This is a genomic window from Reyranella humidisoli (assembly GCF_019039055.1).
In the GTDB taxonomy this organism is placed as follows: domain Bacteria; phylum Pseudomonadota; class Alphaproteobacteria; order Reyranellales; family Reyranellaceae; genus Reyranella; species Reyranella humidisoli.
This window is the reverse complement of the sequence record NZ_JAHOPB010000001.1, coordinates 1,174,075-1,192,806: the sequence shown is the minus strand read 5'-3', so window position 1 is coordinate 1,192,806 and position 18,732 is coordinate 1,174,075. Positions and strand designations below refer to the sequence as shown.

At 67.0% G+C, this 18,732-nt stretch carries 17 protein-coding genes; 6 read left to right on the top strand and 11 right to left on the bottom strand.

The features are described 5' to 3' along the window. Positions 1-10: 10 nt before the first annotated feature. The 5 genes from KQ910_RS05785 to KQ910_RS05765 form a co-directional block, all read right to left on the bottom strand. Positions 11-2,113 carry a glycosyltransferase 61 family protein gene (locus KQ910_RS05785; protein ID WP_216957517.1) on the bottom strand — a complete coding sequence of 701 codons (2,103 nt, stop codon included), beginning with the start codon at positions 2,111-2,113 and terminating at the stop codon, positions 11-13. Positions 2,114-2,225: 112 nt separating this feature from the next. Continuing rightward, a complete protein-coding gene (locus KQ910_RS05780) occupies positions 2,226-3,017 on the bottom strand; it encodes an enoyl-CoA hydratase-related protein (protein ID WP_216957516.1) in 792 nt (263 codons plus the stop codon). Between the two features lie 5 nt (positions 3,018-3,022). After that, the gene (locus KQ910_RS05775; RefSeq protein ID WP_216957515.1) at positions 3,023-3,391 is read right to left on the bottom strand and encodes a nuclear transport factor 2 family protein; all 369 of its coding nucleotides are present in this window, start codon (positions 3,389-3,391) and stop codon (positions 3,023-3,025) included. A 14-nt stretch (positions 3,392-3,405) separates the two neighbouring features. After that, positions 3,406-3,768 (bottom strand): hypothetical protein, encoded by a 363-nt coding sequence (locus KQ910_RS05770; protein ID WP_216957514.1) that lies wholly within the window; start codon positions 3,766-3,768, stop codon positions 3,406-3,408. 11 nt (positions 3,769-3,779) lie between these two features. Next, positions 3,780-4,718, bottom strand: a complete 939-nt coding sequence (locus tag KQ910_RS05765) for a LysR family transcriptional regulator (RefSeq protein ID WP_216957513.1) — start codon at positions 4,716-4,718, stop codon at positions 3,780-3,782. A gap of 103 nt (positions 4,719-4,821) precedes the next feature. On the opposite strand from KQ910_RS05765, the gene KQ910_RS26920 reads away from it, so the two are divergent. Both KQ910_RS26920 and KQ910_RS05760 read left to right on the top strand, forming a co-directional pair. Continuing rightward, on the top strand, positions 4,822-4,953 hold the full coding sequence (locus tag KQ910_RS26920) for a hypothetical protein (RefSeq protein WP_255560182.1): 132 nt from the start codon (positions 4,822-4,824) through the stop codon (positions 4,951-4,953). Positions 4,954-4,960: 7 nt separating this feature from the next. Next, positions 4,961-5,458, top strand: a complete 498-nt coding sequence (locus KQ910_RS05760) for a DinB family protein (protein WP_216957512.1) — start codon at positions 4,961-4,963, stop codon at positions 5,456-5,458. A 22-nt stretch (positions 5,459-5,480) separates the two neighbouring features. On the opposite strand, the gene KQ910_RS05755 is transcribed toward KQ910_RS05760, so the two are convergent. Continuing rightward, the gene (locus KQ910_RS05755; RefSeq protein ID WP_216957511.1) at positions 5,481-6,029 is read right to left on the bottom strand and encodes a TetR/AcrR family transcriptional regulator; all 549 of its coding nucleotides are present in this window, start codon (positions 6,027-6,029) and stop codon (positions 5,481-5,483) included. 97 nt (positions 6,030-6,126) lie between these two features. Here KQ910_RS05755 and KQ910_RS05750 point away from each other — a divergent pair, with 97 nt between their 5' ends. Beyond that, positions 6,127-7,359: an MFS transporter gene (locus KQ910_RS05750; RefSeq protein WP_216957510.1), complete on the top strand. Its 1,233-nt coding sequence runs from the start codon at positions 6,127-6,129 to the stop codon at positions 7,357-7,359. Here the strand turns inward: KQ910_RS05750 and KQ910_RS05745 are convergent. Both KQ910_RS05745 and KQ910_RS05740 read right to left on the bottom strand, forming a co-directional pair. Next, positions 7,346-10,531, bottom strand: coding sequence for an efflux RND transporter permease subunit (locus tag KQ910_RS05745; RefSeq protein WP_216957509.1), 3,186 nt, complete (start codon positions 10,529-10,531; stop codon positions 7,346-7,348). The two genes, KQ910_RS05750 and KQ910_RS05745, sit on opposite strands and share 14 nt — an antisense overlap. 9 nt (positions 10,532-10,540) lie before the next feature. Then, entirely contained in the window at positions 10,541-11,686 is a 1,146-nt protein-coding gene (locus KQ910_RS05740) for an efflux RND transporter periplasmic adaptor subunit (RefSeq protein ID WP_229600336.1), read from the bottom strand. 209 nt (positions 11,687-11,895) lie between these two features. On the opposite strand from KQ910_RS05740, the gene KQ910_RS05735 reads away from it, so the two are divergent. Both KQ910_RS05735 and purT read left to right on the top strand, forming a co-directional pair. Continuing rightward, positions 11,896-12,837, top strand: coding sequence for a diacylglycerol/lipid kinase family protein (locus tag KQ910_RS05735; RefSeq protein ID WP_216957508.1), 942 nt, complete (start codon positions 11,896-11,898; stop codon positions 12,835-12,837). 39 nt (positions 12,838-12,876) lie between these two features. Next, on the top strand, positions 12,877-14,067 hold the full coding sequence (gene purT / locus KQ910_RS05730) for a formate-dependent phosphoribosylglycinamide formyltransferase (RefSeq protein ID WP_216957507.1): 1,191 nt from the start codon (positions 12,877-12,879) through the stop codon (positions 14,065-14,067). A gap of 135 nt (positions 14,068-14,202) precedes the next feature. Here the strand turns inward: purT and purH are convergent, their stop codons facing one another. Then, complete coding sequence (purH, locus tag KQ910_RS05725; protein ID WP_216957506.1) at positions 14,203-15,816, bottom strand: bifunctional phosphoribosylaminoimidazolecarboxamide formyltransferase/IMP cyclohydrolase; 1,614 nt, start codon at positions 15,814-15,816, stop codon at positions 14,203-14,205. Between the two features lie 178 nt (positions 15,817-15,994). On the opposite strand from purH, the gene KQ910_RS05720 reads away from it, so the two are divergent. After that, entirely contained in the window at positions 15,995-16,291 is a 297-nt protein-coding gene (locus KQ910_RS05720) for an antibiotic biosynthesis monooxygenase (protein WP_216957505.1), read from the top strand. A gap of 21 nt (positions 16,292-16,312) precedes the next feature. Here KQ910_RS05720 and KQ910_RS05715 read toward each other — a convergent pair whose 3' ends face one another. After that, positions 16,313-17,539 carry a threonine ammonia-lyase gene (locus KQ910_RS05715; protein WP_216957504.1) on the bottom strand — a complete coding sequence of 409 codons (1,227 nt, stop codon included), beginning with the start codon at positions 17,537-17,539 and terminating at the stop codon, positions 16,313-16,315. 101 nt (positions 17,540-17,640) lie between these two features. After that, positions 17,641-18,717 (bottom strand): NAD/NADP octopine/nopaline dehydrogenase family protein, encoded by a 1,077-nt coding sequence (locus KQ910_RS05710; RefSeq protein ID WP_216957503.1) that lies wholly within the window; start codon positions 18,715-18,717, stop codon positions 17,641-17,643. Between the last annotated feature and the right edge of the window lie 15 nt (positions 18,718-18,732).

Genomic DNA, 18,732 nt, shown 5'->3' with positions numbered 1-18,732 from the left:
CAGAACCCCATCAGGCAGCGAGAATACGCCGCAAGGCGGCATCGAAGCGGATGGGATCGATCGTGAAGTCGTTATGGCTGATGGCGCGGTCCTCCTGCGCGAGTGCTCCGAAGAGTTCGGCGTAGTGCGCGTGATGGGTGCCGGCGATGTTCCAATAGAAGGGATCGATGAAGTCGCCCGGCGACAGGACCATCACGCGACAGGAAGGCGGAGCGAAGATGATGTTGGTGAGCGCCGCTCCCTTCACCCCAACGATCGACTCGGCCTCGCCGAATATCCTCGCCTGCTCCCGCACAGAATGGGTCTCCGGTACGATCGTCTCGAAACCGTAGCGCGCGCTGATCTCGAGGATCTCCGCCTCGTTGACCAGCCGGCGGCTCCCCCCTCTTGATCGCAGGACATGCAGTCGGCGCGTCGGTGGCGTCGCCTCCGAGAGGGAGGACGGCGGCGGCAACAGGTGCTTGCGCAATGATTGCAACGCTGCCGGCAGCTTGAATAGCGGGGGAACATGGACCGGCATCAAGTAGGCGAGATCGCGGCATCGCCAGACTTCGCCGATGTCGTGCTCGTACACGATCGCGTCGGGCAAGATGGCATCGATCGTCTGCCGGATCACCTGGCGCAAGCCAAGGCTGGCCGTTTTGGTGACGATGATGCGCCGCGTCGGCAGGGCGCCTGATTCCACCAGAAAAGAAAGCGCCGCTGCCTGATCGACGAGCCAGTGACCGAAATTCTCCGACCAGGGCCGCTGCAGCAAGAGACAGCAGTCATCGATGGTCCGGGAGACATGTCCCGGCATGATGAATGTACCGCGACTGCTGCCGACCGCCATGCCCTTGGGCACCATGTCCGGCTTGAGGAACTCCCGCGCGCTGTCGGCCAGCAGCCAGTAGCGTCTGCCGTCAAAAAGAACCACGCTACCTTCGCCGACGACAGCCGCATCGGTGAAACGCAGCAGATACTGGTCCGGGAAATCCGTGCGCATCCGCAAGAGGCAGCTCGCCAAGACGGCCCGGAGATCGGGCGCGACGGCGCGATCGTCGATCATCAACGGTGCACGGCGCGTAATGCTTCCCGCCTCCGCGACAAGGACGGCTTTCTTGAGACCGAATCTGGCGCCGACCGGCGTCGTTTTCGCGGCCTCGACCGAACCGGCAATTTCGATCGGACGTGCATGCGAGGTTAATGAGACCCGCCGTTGTGCAAAATAGAGGTCGCGACGGTTCGGACCTGCGCCGATCGCAGGGGGATCCACCAACCAGTCGCCGCCGAACGTTGCGGCGGCAAGGCAGGGCGGACCGTAGAGAGAGATCGGCTTGCCGCGGTTGTTCAGTTCTGCGCGCCCGCTTGCGACGAGCGCCTGGTATGCTCTGCCGAGTTCCGCGACCGACTCTAACCCGAGCGACGCCGACTGGATCAATCTCGCATAGCCATTGACCGCCAGCATTGCAAAGCCGCCCGGCTTCACTAGGCGACCGATCTCGCCCAGCCATGCCTGCAGGGACTCCGAGGACAAGGAGCCCAGAAATGCCTCAACGGCGATGACACCGTCGAAGCTTCGATCCGGCGCGTCGACGGGAGGCTGCTCGGGCAGAAGGCCGAAGGTCGCTCCCTCGACATGCTGTCGCGCCCAGCTGACAGTGGCTCGCCGGCGATCGAGTCCTGTCCACTCATTTCCAGGGAGCGCGAGTTGCAGTCCGCGAAGGCCATGGCCGAGCTTGCAGTCGAGATAGAGGTAACGACCACCGCGCCCAAGTTCCAGGCTGGCAACCCAGAGGCGGTCGACCACCACGTCGGCAACGGCGAGGTCCATGCCGAGCGCCGCCGCGAGCGGCCTGCATTTGGGATGGGCAGGCAGCGGTGGCAGCCCGATGCCCAATGCGTGCGCCGTTTCGGCGGACAGTCCGGCCGCTGCCTCAACGAGTGCGTCGTTCGTCGGAAGCCCACCCTGGACTTCGATGTCGACCCCGGCTTGAGCAAGCCTTGCTATGAGCGCCTGCGACGCGAGCCGCAACCTGGGGATGCGAAGCTTTGGCCGTTCCCCTGCTTGCTGAACGAACGATCCGGGGAATTGTCGGCGGATCGTCTCCAAAAGCTCGTCGTAGGACATCATCGGTGACGATAATGTGCCAGCCTGGAAGACCGTTTGCCACCGTCAGCCTCATGAATCCCCCGGGCATTGCCGGGTGAGCAGGCACAATCCAGAAACGCCACTTCCGAGCGCGTCAGCCCGGATACCAGGACGGCTTGCGCTTCTCCGTGAAGCTCGCGAGGCCCTCGGTGGCTTCGTCCTGCTGGCGGGTGCGGGCGTGCTCGTCGATGAGATCGCGCAACTCGCCCTCGTCGATGAAGGCGCGGGCCGAGGCGAGCGAACGCAGCTTGGTCGCGGTGGTGGCGCGCGGTGCGTTCATCAGCACGGACTCGACGATCTTCTCGCCGGCTTCGGCCAGGCCGCCCACCGGGCAGACCTCGTGCACCAGGCCGAGACGGCGCGCGTCGTGGGCGCCGAAGCGCTCGCCGGTCAGCGCGTAGCGTCGCGTCTGGCGCAGGCCGATCGCCTGGCAGAGCTGCGGCAGGATGATGCCGGCCATCAGGCCCCAGCGCGTTTCGCTGATGGAGAAGAGCGCGTCTTCCTGCGCCACGACGACGTCGCAGGCCGCCGCGATGCCCGTGCCGCCGCCGAAGCAGCCGCCCTGGATCAGGGCGAGCGTCGGGACGGGGCAAGTGTCCAATCGCGTGACCGCCGAGGCGGTGAGGCGGCTCACCTTCTCGTTCTCGGCGGGAGACTGCTTCGCGACGCCGGTGATCCACGACAGATCGGCGCCGGCCTGGAAATGCTTGCCGTTGCCCCGCAGCACGACGATGCGCAGGCCGCTCTCGGCGCCCAGCGAATCCATCGCATCGTGCAGTCCCTGGATGAGATCGCCGTTGTAGGCGTTGTTCACCTTGGGCCGGTTCAGCGTGACGGTGGCCACGCCGCGGCGGTCGATCTCCCAGAGGACGGTATCGTTCGACATCGAAATCACTCGGCCTTCATGTAGCTGTCCTTGAGCGCGATCTTGCCGTCCTTCACCTCGTAGAGGTCGATGCCGTAGCGATCGAACGGCTTGCCGGCATGGTCGATGCCGGTGGCGCGGAAGGTGCCGAACAGCTTGTCGCCGGCCCGGTGGATGCTCGCCTCGGAGAAACGAACCTCGCGATGCGCCGTGCTCTTGTCGGCGAAGTGTGCCCTCAGCGCTTCCTTGCCCTTCAGCACCCGACCCGTCGGTCCACCTCCGGTATTGAGGCGCCATTCGAAGTCTTCGGTCACGCACTCGGCGATCGCGTCGACATCGGCCTTGTTGAAGGCCTTGCCGAAGCGGCGGAACAGGTCGTCGATGGCGTCGGCCATGGAATACTCCCCGGTTACTTGATCAACGAGCCGAGGCAGAGCGCGATGTCGTTCTTCACGCTGGCCTGGGTGACGAGAGAGAGATCGGACCGCGCCGTCTTGCAGCCCGTCGCCGTGACCTCGAGTTCGCGCGATGGCACGTCGCCACGATAGCGAAGCTCCCGGCTGTCCGACGAAGCGCCGCGATGGATGGTGAGCAGGAGGCTCGGCGAGCTTTCGGAAGACGTCTTCTCGCCGGGCGAGAACTCCTGCGTCGAGATGTTGGCTTCATGCCCCGCGGCGCGCAGTGCATCGACGGCATCGTCGAGTTCGGGCCGGATGACGTCGCGGCACTTGACCCAGAAAGCCTGCACGAAGAGGTCGGTATCGGCGTCCACTCTTGCCTCCCTTACTGTTTGGCGTCCTTGCTTGGAACCGAGCCTAGCATCTCCCACGGTGGCGGCGAGAATTTCTCGACGATGAAGTCGATGAAGGCCGTCACCTTGGGCGCGAGATGGCGGCGGTGCGGATAGACCGCATGGATCGGAATCGGCTGCTCGGCGCGGAACTCCTCCAGCAGCGAGACCAGCTCCCCGTTCTTGATGGCAGCCGCTACGGTGAGGCGGGTCAGGCGCACGATGCCGAGTCCCTGCTGTGCCAGCCGCATCTGTGCCTCGCCCTCGGTGACGGCGACGCGCCCGCCGACCTCGATTTCGCGCACCTCCCCGTCGATGCGGAACGGCCAGCGGTTGAGATAGGTGCGGTCGCGCGAAACGATGCAATTGTGCCGGGTCAGCTCCTCGGGCCGCTGGGGCGCGCGACGCTTCGCCAGATAGGCCGGTGACGCACAGACCAGCCGCACGTCCTCGCCGATCTTGCGCGCCATGAAGCTGGTGTCGGCCAGGCGCCCGATGCGGATGGCGATGTCGACACCCTCCTCGATCATGTCGACCACGCGGTCGGTCGGCATCAGCTCGAGCTGCAGCAGCGGGTAGCGCTCGAGGAACTCCGAGATGACCGGCGCGAGCTGGTGGGTGGAGAAAGCGAGCGAGGTCGTGACCTTCAGCAAGCCATGCGGCGTGCCGCTCTGGCCGCTGATCTGGTTTTCCAGCGTCTCGATCTCGCCCACGATCCGCCGCGCGGTCGCATAGAAGGCCTCGCCTTCCTCGGTGAGGCTGAGCGCCCGCGTCGTCCGTTGCAGCAGCCGCACGCCCAGCCGCGTTTCCAGCCGGGTGACCAGCTTGCTGACCGCCGAGGGGGTCAGGCCCAGGCTCGGCGCCGCGGCCGAAAAGCCTTTGGAATCAACGACCCGGACGAAGGCCGCCATCTCGCTCGCATGATCGATCATTGCGCTATTAATGAATTACTTTCACAGGTGATAGTCAAACACTCCGTATTATCTGAGATCCAGAAAGGAATTAGGTTCTTTTCATTCCCTTGGAGGTTCTTTCATGTTCACGACGCCTTATCCCACCATCGCCGAACGTCAGGCTTTCGAGGCCCGCGCGCTGCGCATGCGGGGCGCTGTCGTGGCTGGCCTCGTGCGCGGCTTGGCCCGCTGGGTCTCGGCGGCCGCCCGCTAGAACGACCATGCAGGGGCTCTGGGGCCAGTACGCTCGCTACAACCGGCTGGCCAACAAAACCCTCTATGCGGCCTGCGCCGGCCTCTCCGGCGCAGAATACCGCCGCGACCTCGGCGCCTTTTTCGGCAGCGTGCATGGCACGCTGAACCATCTCCTGCTGGGCGACCGGATCTGGATGGCGCGGTTCGAGGGCGGCTCGCACGCCTCGACCAACCTGGGCGCCCCCCAGTTCGAGGAGTTCGAAGCGCTCCGCGCCGAACGAGAGCGGCTGGACCGGCACATGGAGCACTTCTTCGCGAACCTACCCGAGGGCTTCGAGCGTGGCAGTGTGCGTTACGTCAACAATTCGGGCTTCGACACCGAGGATCCGTGGTCGGTGATCCTGCCGCATTTCTTCAATCACCAGACCCATCACCGCGCCCAGGTCCACACGCTGCTCTCGCAACTCGGCTACCAGCCGCCGGTGCTCGACCTGCATCGCGTGTTGCGACCGGATCCGACCTGACCTTTCGAAGCGCGCGCCAAGGCTAACGCTGCTTTTTGAATAGAGGGGCGCCCGCAACCTTCAACAATACCGTCGCCGCTTCACGCGCGGCCGCCGCGACCTTCGGATCGCCGCGCACGATGGCGGCGGCGATGGCGCCGTCGATCAGGATCTGGAGCTGCATCGACAGCGATTCCGTCTCCTTGATGCCGAGCCGTCCCAGAAGCTCCTGAAACCAGACCCGCCGCTGCTCCTTGAACGCAAGCGCGATCTTGTTGGCGGCATGGGCCGGCTCCTTGAGCTCGGCGACGGCATTCACGAAGGGACAGCCGCGGAACACGCCCGTGGCGATGGTCCGCTCCAGCCGGTCGAAGGCGCCCAGGATCTGCTCCATCGGCGGCCGGTCCGATGGCGGCGCGGGCCGCAGCCGCCGCGAGAGATAGGCGACGATCAGGTCGTCCTTCGACGGGAAGTGATTGTAGAGCGTGCGTTTGCTGATGCCGATCTCGGCCGCGATCGTGTCGACGCCCACGGCGCGGATACCCTGGCCGTAGAACAGCCGGTCCGCCGTCTCGAGGATGCGTTCCTGCATCGCTGCCCTGCTGCCCGCTCTCGCCATGATGCCTTGACCCTCTTCCGGTGCCGACCTTAAGGTACACAGGTCTGTGTAATCAAGATGGAGGCGCGCCGTGGCCATCCTAAAGGAATTGCGGCCGGTCATGCCGATCCTGATCGGGGCCTCGGTCATGCTGAGCCTCGGCATGGGCGTGCGCCAGAGTTTCGGCCTCGTCATGCAGCCGCTGACCCGCGACATCGCACTGACCGTCTCCGATTTCGCCCTGGCCATGTCGGTCCAGAACCTCGCCTGGGGCTTCCTGCAGCCGGTTGCGGGCGCGCTGGCGGTGCGGTGGGGGTTCCGGCCGATCATGACGGCCGGGGCCGCGCTCTACGTGGCCGGGCTCGCCCTGTTCGCGATGGCCGGCGGCATGACCGGCGTGATGCTGGGCGGCGGCGTGCTGATCGGCGTGGCACTGGCCTGCACGGCCTCCGCGATCTCGCTCGCCGTGGGCGCGCGTTCGGTGCCGGCGAAGCTGCGCAGCCTCGTGCTGGGCGCCATCACCGCCACCGGCTCGCTGGGCGCACTGCTGTCGGCGCCACTCGGCCAGCTGCTCACGACCGAGCATGGCTGGCGCGCCGGGCTGCTCGGCTTCCTGGCCCTCGTCGTGTTCATGCTGCCGGCCGCCTGGATCGCGGGCCGCGTCGATCGATTGAGTCCGCCGACGCCCGCGACGGGAGACATCAGCGCCGCTTCGCCGCGCGTTGCGCTCGCGGCGGCGCTGCGCAATCCATCGTTCCTGGTGATGACGGCCGCCTACTTCGTCTGCGGCATGCAGCTTCTGTTCATCACCACGCACCTGCCGTCCTATCTCGCGATCTGCGGCATGGATCCGTCGCTCAGCGCCGGCGCGCTGGGAGCCATCGCGCTGTTCAACGTCTTCGGCAGCCTGTTCTTCGGCTGGGCCGGCGGCCACTGGTCGAAGCTCGGCCTGCTGGGCGGCATCTACATCGCCCGCTCGATCGTGCTCGCCTGCTACTTCGTGATGCCGCCGACGCCGGCCAGCACCCTGGTCTTCGCCTCGGCCATGGGGTTCCTGTGGCTGGGCGTCGGCCCGCTGGTCGCTGGATCGGTGGTCGAGATGTTCGGCCTGCGCTGGCAGGCGATGATCCAAGGCGTCGCCTTCATGAGCCACCAGGTCGGCAGCTTCGCGGGCGCCCTGGGCGGGGGCCTGCTGTTCGACGCGCTGGGCTCCTACGACCTCGCCTGGCGCCTCGGCGTCGCGCTGGGCCTCACCGCCGGTCTGGTGCAGGTGACGTTCGCCCTGATGCGCCCGCCACCCGCGCCGAGACCTATTCCGGCTTGAACTCCGGCTTGATGTCCTGCTTGCGCCACTTGAAGCGCAGCTCTGCCAGGCCGACGCTCAGCACATAGAAGACCGGCGTGAAGATCAGGCCGAAGATCGTCACGCCCAGCATGCCGGAGAACACCGCGGTGCCCAGCGACTGGCGCATCTCCGCGCCGGCGCCGGTGCTGATGACCAGTGGCACCACGCCCAGGATGAAGGCCAGCGAGGTCATCAGGATGGGACGCAGGCGCGTCTTGGACGCGGTGACCGCCGCGTCGAAGCGGGTCATGCCCGCTTCGTGCGCCTGCTTGGCGAACTCCACGATCAGGATGGCGTTCTTGGCCGCGAGACCAACCAGCACCACCAGCCCGATCTCGACCAGGACGTTGCGGTCGAGGCCGCGGATGTTCACGCCGATCATGGCCGCGAGGATGCACATCGGCACGATCAGGATGACGGCCAGCGGCAGCAGCCAGCTCTCGTAGAGTGCCGCTAGCAGCAGGAACACGAACAGCACGGCCAAGCCGAAGGCCAGGATCGCGGTGTTGCCGGCCAGCTTCTCCTGCAGCGCGATCTCGGTCCATTCGAAGCCGAAGCCCGACGGCAGAACCTTCTCCGCCAGCGCTTCCATCGTGGCGATGCCCTGCCCCGAGGAGTAGCCGCGCTGCAGGGCGACCTGCACCTCGGCCGCCGGATAGAGGTTGTAGCGCGCCACGCGGTAGGGGCCGGTGATGTCCTCGAAGGTCGCGACGGCGCCGATCGGCACCATCTCGCCCGAGACACTGCGCGTCTTGAGGTTCTCGACGTCGCGCAGGGTGAGGCGATAGGGATCGTCGGCCTGCACGGTGACCCGGTAGGTGCGGCCGAGGATGTTGAAGTCGTTGACGTAGGCCGAGCCCATGTAGGCCGACAGCGTCTCGAACACGCGCGCGATCGGCACGCCCAGTTGCTCGGCCTTGGTCCGGTCGATGTCGGCGAAGATCTGCGGCGTGCGCGTATTGTAGAGCGTGAAGGCCTGCGTCAGGCCCGGCGCCTGTCCGGCCGCGCCGGCGAGCGCCCAGGTGGCGCCCTCCAGCGCCGTCAGCCCACGCGCGGCGCGGTCCTGCACGTAGCCCTTGAGGCCGCCGCCGGTGCCGATGCCCGGCACGGAGGGCGGCTCGAGGACGAACACGAAGGCCTCGCGCAACGCGAACATCTGCCCGCGCAGGTCGGCCAGGATCATGTCCTTGGTAATGCCCGGCCGTTCCTTGAAGGGTTTCAGGGTCACGAAAATCACGCCCGTGTTCGGCGCGTTGGTGAAGGTCGCGCCGTCGAAGCCGACGAATGAGACGGCGTTCGCGACACCCGGGCGCGAGATGATGATCTCGCTCGCCTTGCGTACCAGCGCGTCCGAGCGTTCGAGCGTCGAGCCGGCGGGAAGCTGCATCGCCGCGATCAGGTAGGAGCGGTCGAGCTGCGGCACCAGCCCGGTCGGGGTCGAGGCGAGGCGGTTCTGGGTGAGCGCCAGCAGGCCGGCATAGATCACCAGCATGATGAAGCCCATGCGGATCAGCCGCGCCGTCATGCGGCCGTAGAAGTTCGACAGCGCGTCGAAGCCGCGGTTGAACCAGCGGAAGAACCAGTGGACCGGCCAGGCCAGCCGATCCATCAGGCCAGGCCTCGCCTTCTCCACATGCGACAGGGCGTGCGACTTCAGCAGCAGCGCCGCCATCGCGGGCGAGAGCGTCAGCGACACGAAGGCCGAGATCGCGGTCGAGGCGGCGATGGTGATGGCGAACTGCTTGTAGAAGGTGCCCTGCAGGCCGGTGATGAAGGCGGTCGGCAGGAACACCGCGATCAGGACCAGCGAGATCGCGATCAGCGCGCCGCCGACCTCGTCCATCGTCTTGTGTGCCGCCTCCTTGGGCGACATGCCCTGCGCCAGGTAGCGCTCGATATTCTCGACCACGACGATGGCGTCGTCGACCACGATGCCGATCGCCAGCACCAGGCCGAACAGCGACAGCGTGTTGAAGGAGATGCCAACTGCAGCCATCACGGCGAACGACCCGATCAGCGAGACCGGGATGGCGAGAATCGGGATGATCGCCGCGCGCCAGGTCTGCAGGAACAGGATCACCACGATGACGACGAGGATCACGGCCTCGAACAGCGTGGTGATGACGGCGTCGACGGAGGCCTGGATGAAGGTCGTGGGATTATAGACGATCGTGTAGTCGAGACCGGCCGGGAAGCTCTTCTTGAGCCGCTCCATCTCCGCGATGATCGCGTCCGAGGTCGAGAGCGCGTTGGATCCGGGGCGCTGGAAGATGCCGAGCGCGGTGGCCGTCTTGTTGTTGAGGTAGGCGTTCAGCGTGTAGTCCTGCGCGCCCAGCTCGACGCGGGCGATGTCGCGGAGGCGTGTCACCGACCCGTCCGTCTCGGCGCGGATCACGATGTTCTCGAACTGGTCGGGCGAGCTCAGCCGGCCCAGCGTGCGCACCGACAGGGTGAACCCGCCCGGCGACACCGCCGGCGCCTGGTTGACCGCACCCGCGGCCACCTGGAGGTTTGCTGCCCGCAGCGCCAGCACGACCTCGCCGGCCGTCAGGTTGCGCGCGGCGACTCGGGCCGGGTCGAGCCAGATGCGCATCGAGTAGTCGCGGCCGCCGAACACCAACACGTTGCCGACGCCGTCGACGCGGGTCAGCACGTCCTTCACGTAGAGCGTGGCGTAGTTGGAGATGTACTGCTGGTCGCGGCTGCCGTCCGGCGAGACCATGTGAACGACCATCATCAGGTCGGGCGAGGCCTTGCGGACGACGATGCCGAGGCGCTGCACGTCCTCGGGCAGGCGCGGCTGGGCGACCGCGACGCGGTTCTGCACGAGCACCTGGGCCTGGTCGATGTCGACCCCCGGCTTGAACACGACGTTGATCGACAGGCGGCCGTCACCGGTCGACTGCGACTGGATGTAGAGCATGTCGTCGACGCCGTTGACCTCGAGCTCGATCGGCGTGGCGACCGTCTCGGCGATCACCTCGGCGGACGCGCCGGGATAGGTCGCGGTGATGTTGACGGTCGGCGGCGCGATCTCGGGATATTCCGCCACGGGCAGGCCGCGCTGGGCGATGAAGCCCACGATCACGATGATGACCGAGAGAACCGACGCGAAGATCGGCCGGTCGATGAAGAAATGGGAAAAACGCATGACCGGCCCTTACCCGGCCTTGGCGGTGATCTCGGCCTTCTGGGGCACGACCTTGGCGCCCGGCCGGACCATGGGATTGGCGAGGCCGTCGAGCACGACCTTGTCGGTGGGCGCGAGGCCGGAGCGGATCACGCGCAGACCGTCGACCAGCGTGCCCAGGGTCACCGGCTTGGCCTGGACGACGTCGCCCGGGCCGACGACGAACACGATCTTGCGCGCCTGGTCGGAGATGATGGCCGAGTCGGGAATCAGCAGCGCGTCATACTCACCGCCGAAGAGCTGGAGGCGGCCGAAGATGCCGGGTGTCAGGAGCTGGTCCTTGTTGTCGACGAGGGCGCGAACGCGGATCGTGCCCGAGCGGGCGGTCATCGCGTTGTCGACGAAGTCGACCTTGCCGGTGCGCTTCCACTCGGTCTCGTCGGAAAGCCGGATGCGGACGGGATTGGCGCCGTCGCGCGAGGAGGCGAGCGCCCCCGACAGGATCAGGCGGCTGTAGCGGAGATGGTCGGCCTCCGAGATGTCGAAGACGAAGCGGATGGGATCGAGCGTCACGATCGTGGCGAGCAGCGTGGCGCCGGTCTGCCCACCTGAGATCAGGTTGCCGGCATCGACCTTGCGGTCCGAGATGCGGCCCGCGATTGGCGCCGTGACGTTCGTCCATTCGAGGTTGAGCTGGGCGTTGCGCAGCGCGGCCTCGGCCGACTTGAGCTGGGCGCGGGCAACGGCGAGCGTCGACTTGCGCGAATCCTGTTCGGCCTCGGTGATGGTGCGCGAGGCGATTAGGGACGCACCGCGATTGACCTGCAGCTCCGCGAGGTCGACCTGGGCCTTGTTGCGCGCGACGTCGGCGTCGGCGACATCGACGGCGATCTCGTAGGGCCGCTTGTCGATGGTGAAGAGCGGATCGCCGATCTTGACGATCTGGCCGTCGCGGAAATCGATCTTGTCGATGAAGCCCGAGACGCGCGCGCGTACTTCCACGGAAGCGACGGCCTCGAAGCGGCCGGAATATTCGTCCCACTGGGTCACCCGCTTGGCAACCGGCTCGGAAACGCCGACCGGCATGGCCGGGGGGCCGCCCTGGGCGAGGGCTGCGGTGGAGAGCGACAGGAGGGAAAGGCCGGCAAGGGCCAGCAGGCGACGGCTTACGGACAACTCGGAACTCCCCCGCGAACAATTCTGCGTCGCGATGTCGACATGTGGTTGCCACGTGGACTGGTGTCAATTCCCGCCGAGGTAACCGACAGGCCTTCGGGGAACGGCGTTCGAGGGCGCTGATATCCCCTCAAATTTACAGCGGGAAAGCGAGAACATTCCCCGCTCCCATTGTCTGTGGCGCGCCCGTGCCCTCTTAATGTTCAGCCATGAAGACCTCGGTGATCGTCAACCGTTTCGCCCACAAGGGAGGCGCGGGGCTGCGCTGGCCGGCGATCAAGGCCGAACTCGAGAAGCGGCTGGGGCCGTTCGAGGCGCAGTTCACGCAAGCGCCGGGTCACGCCACGCAACTCGCGCGGGCAGCTCTGATGAGCGGGGCCCGCCGGTTCGTGGCGGTGGGCGGCGACGGCACCGTGAACGAGACGCTGAACGGCCTGCTCGATCCGTCAGGCCAGCTTCTCGCGCCCGAAGCGGTCCTCTGCCCGATTCCCGCGGGCACGGCCAATGAACTCTGCCGGGCACTCGGCCATGGCGCCGATCCATCGAAGGCCTATGACGCGGCGGCGGCGACGGGGCGACGGGCGATCGATCTGGTACGCGTCCGCTGCATCGGCGCCGAGGGCCGTCCGGTCGAGCGCTTCGGCTATCTGATGGCGGCGATTGGTGCCGCCGCTCTGGTCAGCCAGCGCACGTCGCAGTCGCGCTGGGCCAAGAAGTTCGGCGACGTCGCCTACATGCTGATGGCGCCCGCCGTCATCCTGGGTTTCCGCTCCCGTGGCGTTGCAATTACCGTCGATGGGATCGACAGGGGCACCAGCAATCTATTCACCGCGTTGATCGCCAACACCGAAAACGGCGGCGGCGGCCTGCGCCTGGCACCGGGCGCCGCCTTCGATGACGGAATGCTCGATCTCGTCGAGGTCGGCGACGTGTCCCGGCTCGGCGCCCTGCTGGGCGTGATGCCGCGGCTGGCCGACGGTTCGCATGTCGGCCATCCGAAGGTGTGCACGAGCCGCGGGCGATCCTTCCGCTTTGCGTCCGAGGTCGACACGCTGGTCGATCTGGACGGGGAAACAATCGGTCGATTGCCGCTCGACGTCGAGGTCCTGCCGCGGGGCTTCGCCGTGGGCGCGGTCGAGCCGATCCCGTAGAGGGCGCAGAGGCGGTCGGGCTTCTGCTATTATCGCCGGATGAAGATCAAGAAATTCGGCACGCCGCTCAAGCCCTCCGCGATCAAGCTCATGATGCTGGGCTCGGGTGAACTCGGGAAGGAAGTGGTCATCGAGGCGATGCGCTTCGGCATCGAGGTCATCGCCTGCGACCGCTATGCCGACGCGCCGGCCATGCTGGTCGCCAACAGCGCCTACGTGTTCGACATGCGCGACGGCGGAGCGATGCGCCATGTCGTCGAGACGGTGAAGCCCGACTTCATCGTGCCCGAGATCGAGGCCATCGCGACCGACACGCTGGTCGAGCTGGAGAAAGAGGGCTGGACCGTCATCCCGACGGCGCGTGCCGCCCAACTCACCATGGACCGCCGCGGCATCCGCAAGCTGGCGGCCGAAAAGCTCAAGCTGCCGACCTCGCCCTATCGCTTCGCCGGCAGCCTCGAGGAGCTGCAGGCAGGCGCGGCGGCGGTGGGCTTTCCCTGCTTCATCAAGCCGACCATGTCGTCGTCCGGCCATGGCCAGAGCGTCGCGCGCAAGCCCGCCGATGTGGCCAGGAGCTGGAAGACCGCGATGGAGGGCACGCGCGCCAGCACCGGTCTTGTCATTGTCGAGGGCGCCATCGACTTCGACTACGAGATCACGTTGCTCACCGTGCGCCATGACGGCGGCTTCGGCTTCTGCGAGCCGATCGGCCACATCCAGGTCGACGGCGACTATCGCGAAAGCTGGCAGCCGCACGCCATGTCGAAGACCGCCCTGCGCAAGGCGCGCGACATCGCGAAGAAGGTCGTGAACGAACTGTGCGGCGCGAAAGGCCGCGGCCTGTTCGGCGTCGAGATGTTTGTGAAGGGCGACAAGGTCTGGTTCTCCGAACTGTCGCCCCGTCCGCACGATACCGGCATGGTCACGATGGTGTCGCAGAACATGAGCGAGATGGAGCTGCACGTCCGCGCCATCCTCGGCCTGCCGATTCCCGAGATCACCTGCCAGCCCGGCGCCTCGGTGCCCGTCCTCGGCGACGGCACTCTCAAGGACCCGACCTACACCGGCATCGCCAAGGCGCTGGCCGCACCGGGAACGTCGGTGCGCATCTTCGGCAAGCCCGAGGTGAAGGGCCACCGCCGCATGGCCGTCGCGCTCGCGACCGCCCGCACCGTCAAGGAAGCCCGCCGCAAGGCGATGGCGTCGGCGAAGCAGATCAAGGTCTCATAAAACCCCGTCGTCTCGACCGAAGCCGAGCGTAGCGAGGCGGAGTGGAGAGACCTTCTCTCCACGATTTGCCGGCTTTAAGTCGAGAGAAGGTCTCTCCACTCCGCGCTGCGCGCTCCGGTCGAGCCGACAGGTTCTTTAATGCCGGAAGTGCCGCATCCCGGTGAAGACCATCGCGAGGCCCTTTTCGTCGGCCGCGTCGATCACTTCCTTGTCGCGCATCGAGCCGCCCGGCTGGATGATCGCGGTGGCGCCGGCTTCGGCGGCGGCCAGGAGCCCGTCGGCGAACGGGAAGAAGGCGTCCGACGCCACGACGCTGCCGACCGCCGGGCTCACCTTGAGGCCCGCGGCCTCGCCCGATTCGGCGGCGCGGATGGCGGCGATGCGGGAGCTGTCGCGGCGGTTCATCTGGCCGGCGCCGACGCCCACCGTGGCGCCGTCCTTGGCATAGACGATGGCGTTCGACTTCACGTGCTTGCAGACGGTGAACGCGAACAGCAGGTCGTCGAGTTCCTTCGCCGTCGGCGACCGCTTGGTCACGACCTTGAGGTCGGCCTTCGTCAGGTGGCCGTTGTCGCGCGTCTGGAAGAGATAGCCGCCGGCCACGCTCTTGAGCGTCATGCCCGCCGTCGTCGGATCGGGCAGGGCGCCGGCCAGCAGCACGCGCACGTTCTTCTTGGTGGCGAGGATCGCCAGCGCCTCGGGCGTCGCGTCCGGCGCGATCACCACTTCGAGGAACAGCTTCACCAGTTCGGCCGCGACCTTGGCTTCGAGCGTGCGGTTGACCGCGACGATGCCGCCGAAGATCGAGACCGGATCGCAGGCATAGGCTTTCTGGTAGGCGGTGAACTGGTCGGCATCGACCGCCACGCCGCAGGGGTTGGCGTGCTTCACGACGACGATGGCCGATTCCGCGAACTCCGCGACACACTCGTAAGCCGATTCGGTGTCGCCGATATTGTTGTAGGACAGCTCCTTGCCCTGGACCATGCGCGCCGTGGCGACGCCCGGCCGCTTGCTGCCGTCGCTGTAGAAGGCGGCCTTCTGGTGCGGGTTCTCGCCGTAGCGCAGCGTCTGCACGCGCTCGGCCGACAGGGTCAGCCGCTCGGGGAAGGTCTCGCCTTCCTGGCCAGCGAACCAGTTGGCGATCGCCGAATCGTAGGACGCGGTGCGGGCATAGGCCTTGGCCGCGAGCGTGCGGCGCAGCTTCAGGGTCGTCGCGCCCTTGTTGGCCTCCAGCTCCTGCAGCACCGGGGCATAGTCCTTGGGATCGACGACGACCGTGACGAAGTCGTGGTTCTTGGCCGAGGCGCGGATCAGCGCTGGGCCGCCGATGTCGATGTTCTCGACGCAGGTCGGGAAGTCGGCGCCGCGCGCTACGGTCGCCTCGAACGGGTAGAGGTTCACCACCACCAGATCGATACCCGCGATTTTATGATCGCTCATCGCCTTCTGGTGCCCCGCGTCGGTCCGGCGGGCGAGGATGCCGCCATGGATCGAGGGCTGCAGCGTCTTCACCCGCCCGTCCATGATCTCGGGGAAGCCGGTGTGGTCGCTCACCTCGACCACCTTGAGGCCGGCGTCGCGCAGCGACTTGGCCGATCCGCCGGTCGAGAGGATTTCGACCCCGTGCGCCGCCAGCGCCTTGCCCAGCTCGACCAGGCCCTCCTTGTCGGAGACGGAGATCAACGCGCGCTGGATACGGGCCAGGTCGGGCGTGGGCGAGGGGACGTACTGGGTCGAGGCGGACATGGCCGGTCTTTTAGGGCGAGTGGGCGAACGCCGCTACGTCCTGCTCTGTGTCATTTGGGCTTTTTTTGCCGACTATGGAGGCGGTTGGGGCTGAAATCCCGGCCTGTCGGCGCCGGGCGTGTGTTGCGCGGGCACGCGGGAGGTGCGTATCGTTTCAGGATCTACGGGGGAGGGGCCGATGTCTGCATTCAATGCAGTGCGTTTCCGCGTAAAGCCTGGTCGCGATCAGGCGTTCCTGGATGCCCACAAGGACATCGCCCAGGCATGGCCGGGCTTGGTGCATGCAAACATCATTAAGACCGGCGATCGCTCCTACTGCCTGATCGCCGAGTGGCCGGACATGGACGCCTGCGTCGCGGCGCGGCCCGCCATGATCGCGACCCTCAATTCCTTCCGCGACACGCTCGAAGACCTGGGCAACGGTCTCGGGGTCACGGATGCCGCGGCGGGCGCGGTCGTTCTGGCGCCGAAATAGTTCCGCACGCTGGCGGCGGACTTACGCGTCCGCGCCCTCCAGGACGCGGACCTTGAAGCCGTCGGATTGGAGGGCGGCCAGGAGTTCGCCCAGGTGGGCGCGATCGCGGGTTTCGACGGTGACGTCGAGTTCGGTGGCCTTGGCGACCACGCCGAACAACCGCTGGTGCAGCACTTCGACGATGTTGCCGCCGGCCCCGCCGATCAGGCCGGCCACGCGGGCGAGCTGGCCCGGCGCATCGCCGATCATCAGGCGCAGCCGCACGATGCGGCCGTCGCGGACCAGCCCGCGCAGCAGGACCGAGGCCAGCAGGCGGGTGTCGATGTTGCCGCCGCAGAGGATCAGCCCGACCTTGCGGCCCTTGAAGACCTCGGGATGGGCCAGCAGGGCCGCGAGGCCCGCGGCGCCCGCGCCCTCGGCCACGGTCTTCTCGACCTCGAGGAACAGTGCGATGGCGCGCTCGATTGCCACCTCATCGACCGCCAGTACCCGGTCGACCAGGGCGCGCGCGATGGCAAGCGGCGTCTGGCCGATGTCGCGCACGGCGATGCCCTCGGCGATCGTGTCGCCGCCCACCGTCACTGTCTCGCCGGCCAGGAGCTGGCGCATGGCCGAGTAGCCGGCCGATTCGACGCCGATCATTTTTACGTCGGGCTTCAAGCCGCGCGCCGCGACGGCGCAGCCCGCCAGCATGCCGCCGCCGCCGACCGGGACGACCAGCGTGTCGATCTCCGGCGCGTCCGCCAGCATCTCCAGCGCGATCGTGCCCTGGCCCGCGATGATGCGCGGATCGTCGTAGGGATGGACGAAGACCAGTCTCTCCGTGTCGGCCAGGCGGTGCGCCTCGGCCGCGGCTTCCGACAGCGTGTCGCCCTTCAGCACCACCCGCGCGCCGTGGTCGCGCGTGTGCTTCACCTTGGTGTTGGGCGTGAAGGACGGCATCACGATGGTCGCGGGAATGCCGAGACGTCCCGCGTGGTAGGCGACGCCCTGCGCATGGTTGCCGGCTGACATGGCGATGACGCCGCGGCGGCGCTCCTCGTCGGTGAGCTGCAGCAGTGTGTTGAGCGCGCCGCGCTCCTTGAAGGAGGCGGTGAACTGCAGGTTCTCGAACTTCACCCAGATATCGGCCTGGGCGATGCGCGACAGTGTCTCGCTGCGCAGGCAGGGCGTATGGACGACGGCACCCTTGATGCGCGCGGCGGCGGCGCGGACGTCGGCCAAAGAAACGGGGAGGGTGTCGGTCATGTCGAAATCACTATCATTGGAGCGCGCAACTCCAGTTGCGCTCATATTCTTCTCATCGATGGCGCATGAGCGCCACTGGAGTGGCGCGCTCCATTCAACTGTCAGTGCGAATAACCATCGCGGCAGCGCGTCTGGAGTTGGCCGAGCGAGAGCGCGTCGATATCGAGAGCGGCGAGGAGGTCATTCTCGGCGGTGAAATCTCTCCCGTACATCGCCGAGAATAGCGCAATGCCCGCTTCATGCAGCGGCGCGGGATGGCTGGTGAGGCGGCCGAGCTTTGCGGTCGGGACCAGGCCGAAGGGCACGTCCTCGGTGACGTAGCGGCTGTCGGCGGTCGTCGGGCCAGCGCCGCCCTTGCCGATGACGTGCATCGCCTGATGCATCTCCGAGGCCGAGCCGTAGGGCACGCCGAAGGAGAGGTGCAGGTGCTGGAAGATCGTGCGCACATCCAGGCCGAGCGACGCGGCGATGGCGAGCCGCTCGCGGTCGAGTTCCTCCAGCAGGCGGCCGACATTGGGCGTCACGCTCTCGGCCTGGCCCCACGCCTCGGCCTTTTCCATGCGCGTCATGTTGCCGAGCGCTATGCCCATGTGGATCGTCGGATTGAGATTGCTGAGTGCGATGGCGAGCAGGCTTCCCCGGTCGACGAAGCGGTCGCCGAACAGGGACTGGCAGAGGGCGAGACCCTCGGCGCTGCGCGAGGTGGGCAACGTGGCGAGATCGACCGTCTTGCGCACCGTGTTCACTTGCACCTTTGCAGGCCCGGTCTGGCGGCCGCTCACCAGCGTCGTGCCCCAGGCGATGATCGAAATCGCGGCACCTCGGGCGGCAAGCAGGCGCGAGAGGTAGAGCGCGCCGAACGAAGCGTGCGAACTCACGATCACGGTCTGCGTTGCCGCGATGTGCGGTGCGATCGCATCGAAGACGTGCTTGTGCCCATAGGCCGGCAGGGCGATCAGGATCACGTCGGCGCCAGATACGACCGCTGCCGCGCTCGTGGCGATACCGGGCTTGAACGTGCCTTCGATGGCGCCAGCGGCGACGAGAGGCTCGCCCGCGGCCAAGGCCCTGGTGCGCTCGCCCGACGGCGACCACAGTGTCGCGCCGTGTCCCGCCTGTTCGAGAAGCGCCGCCATTCCAAACGCGATCGCGCCCGCGCCGACGATACCAACCTTCATTGCTCAAAAATCCTG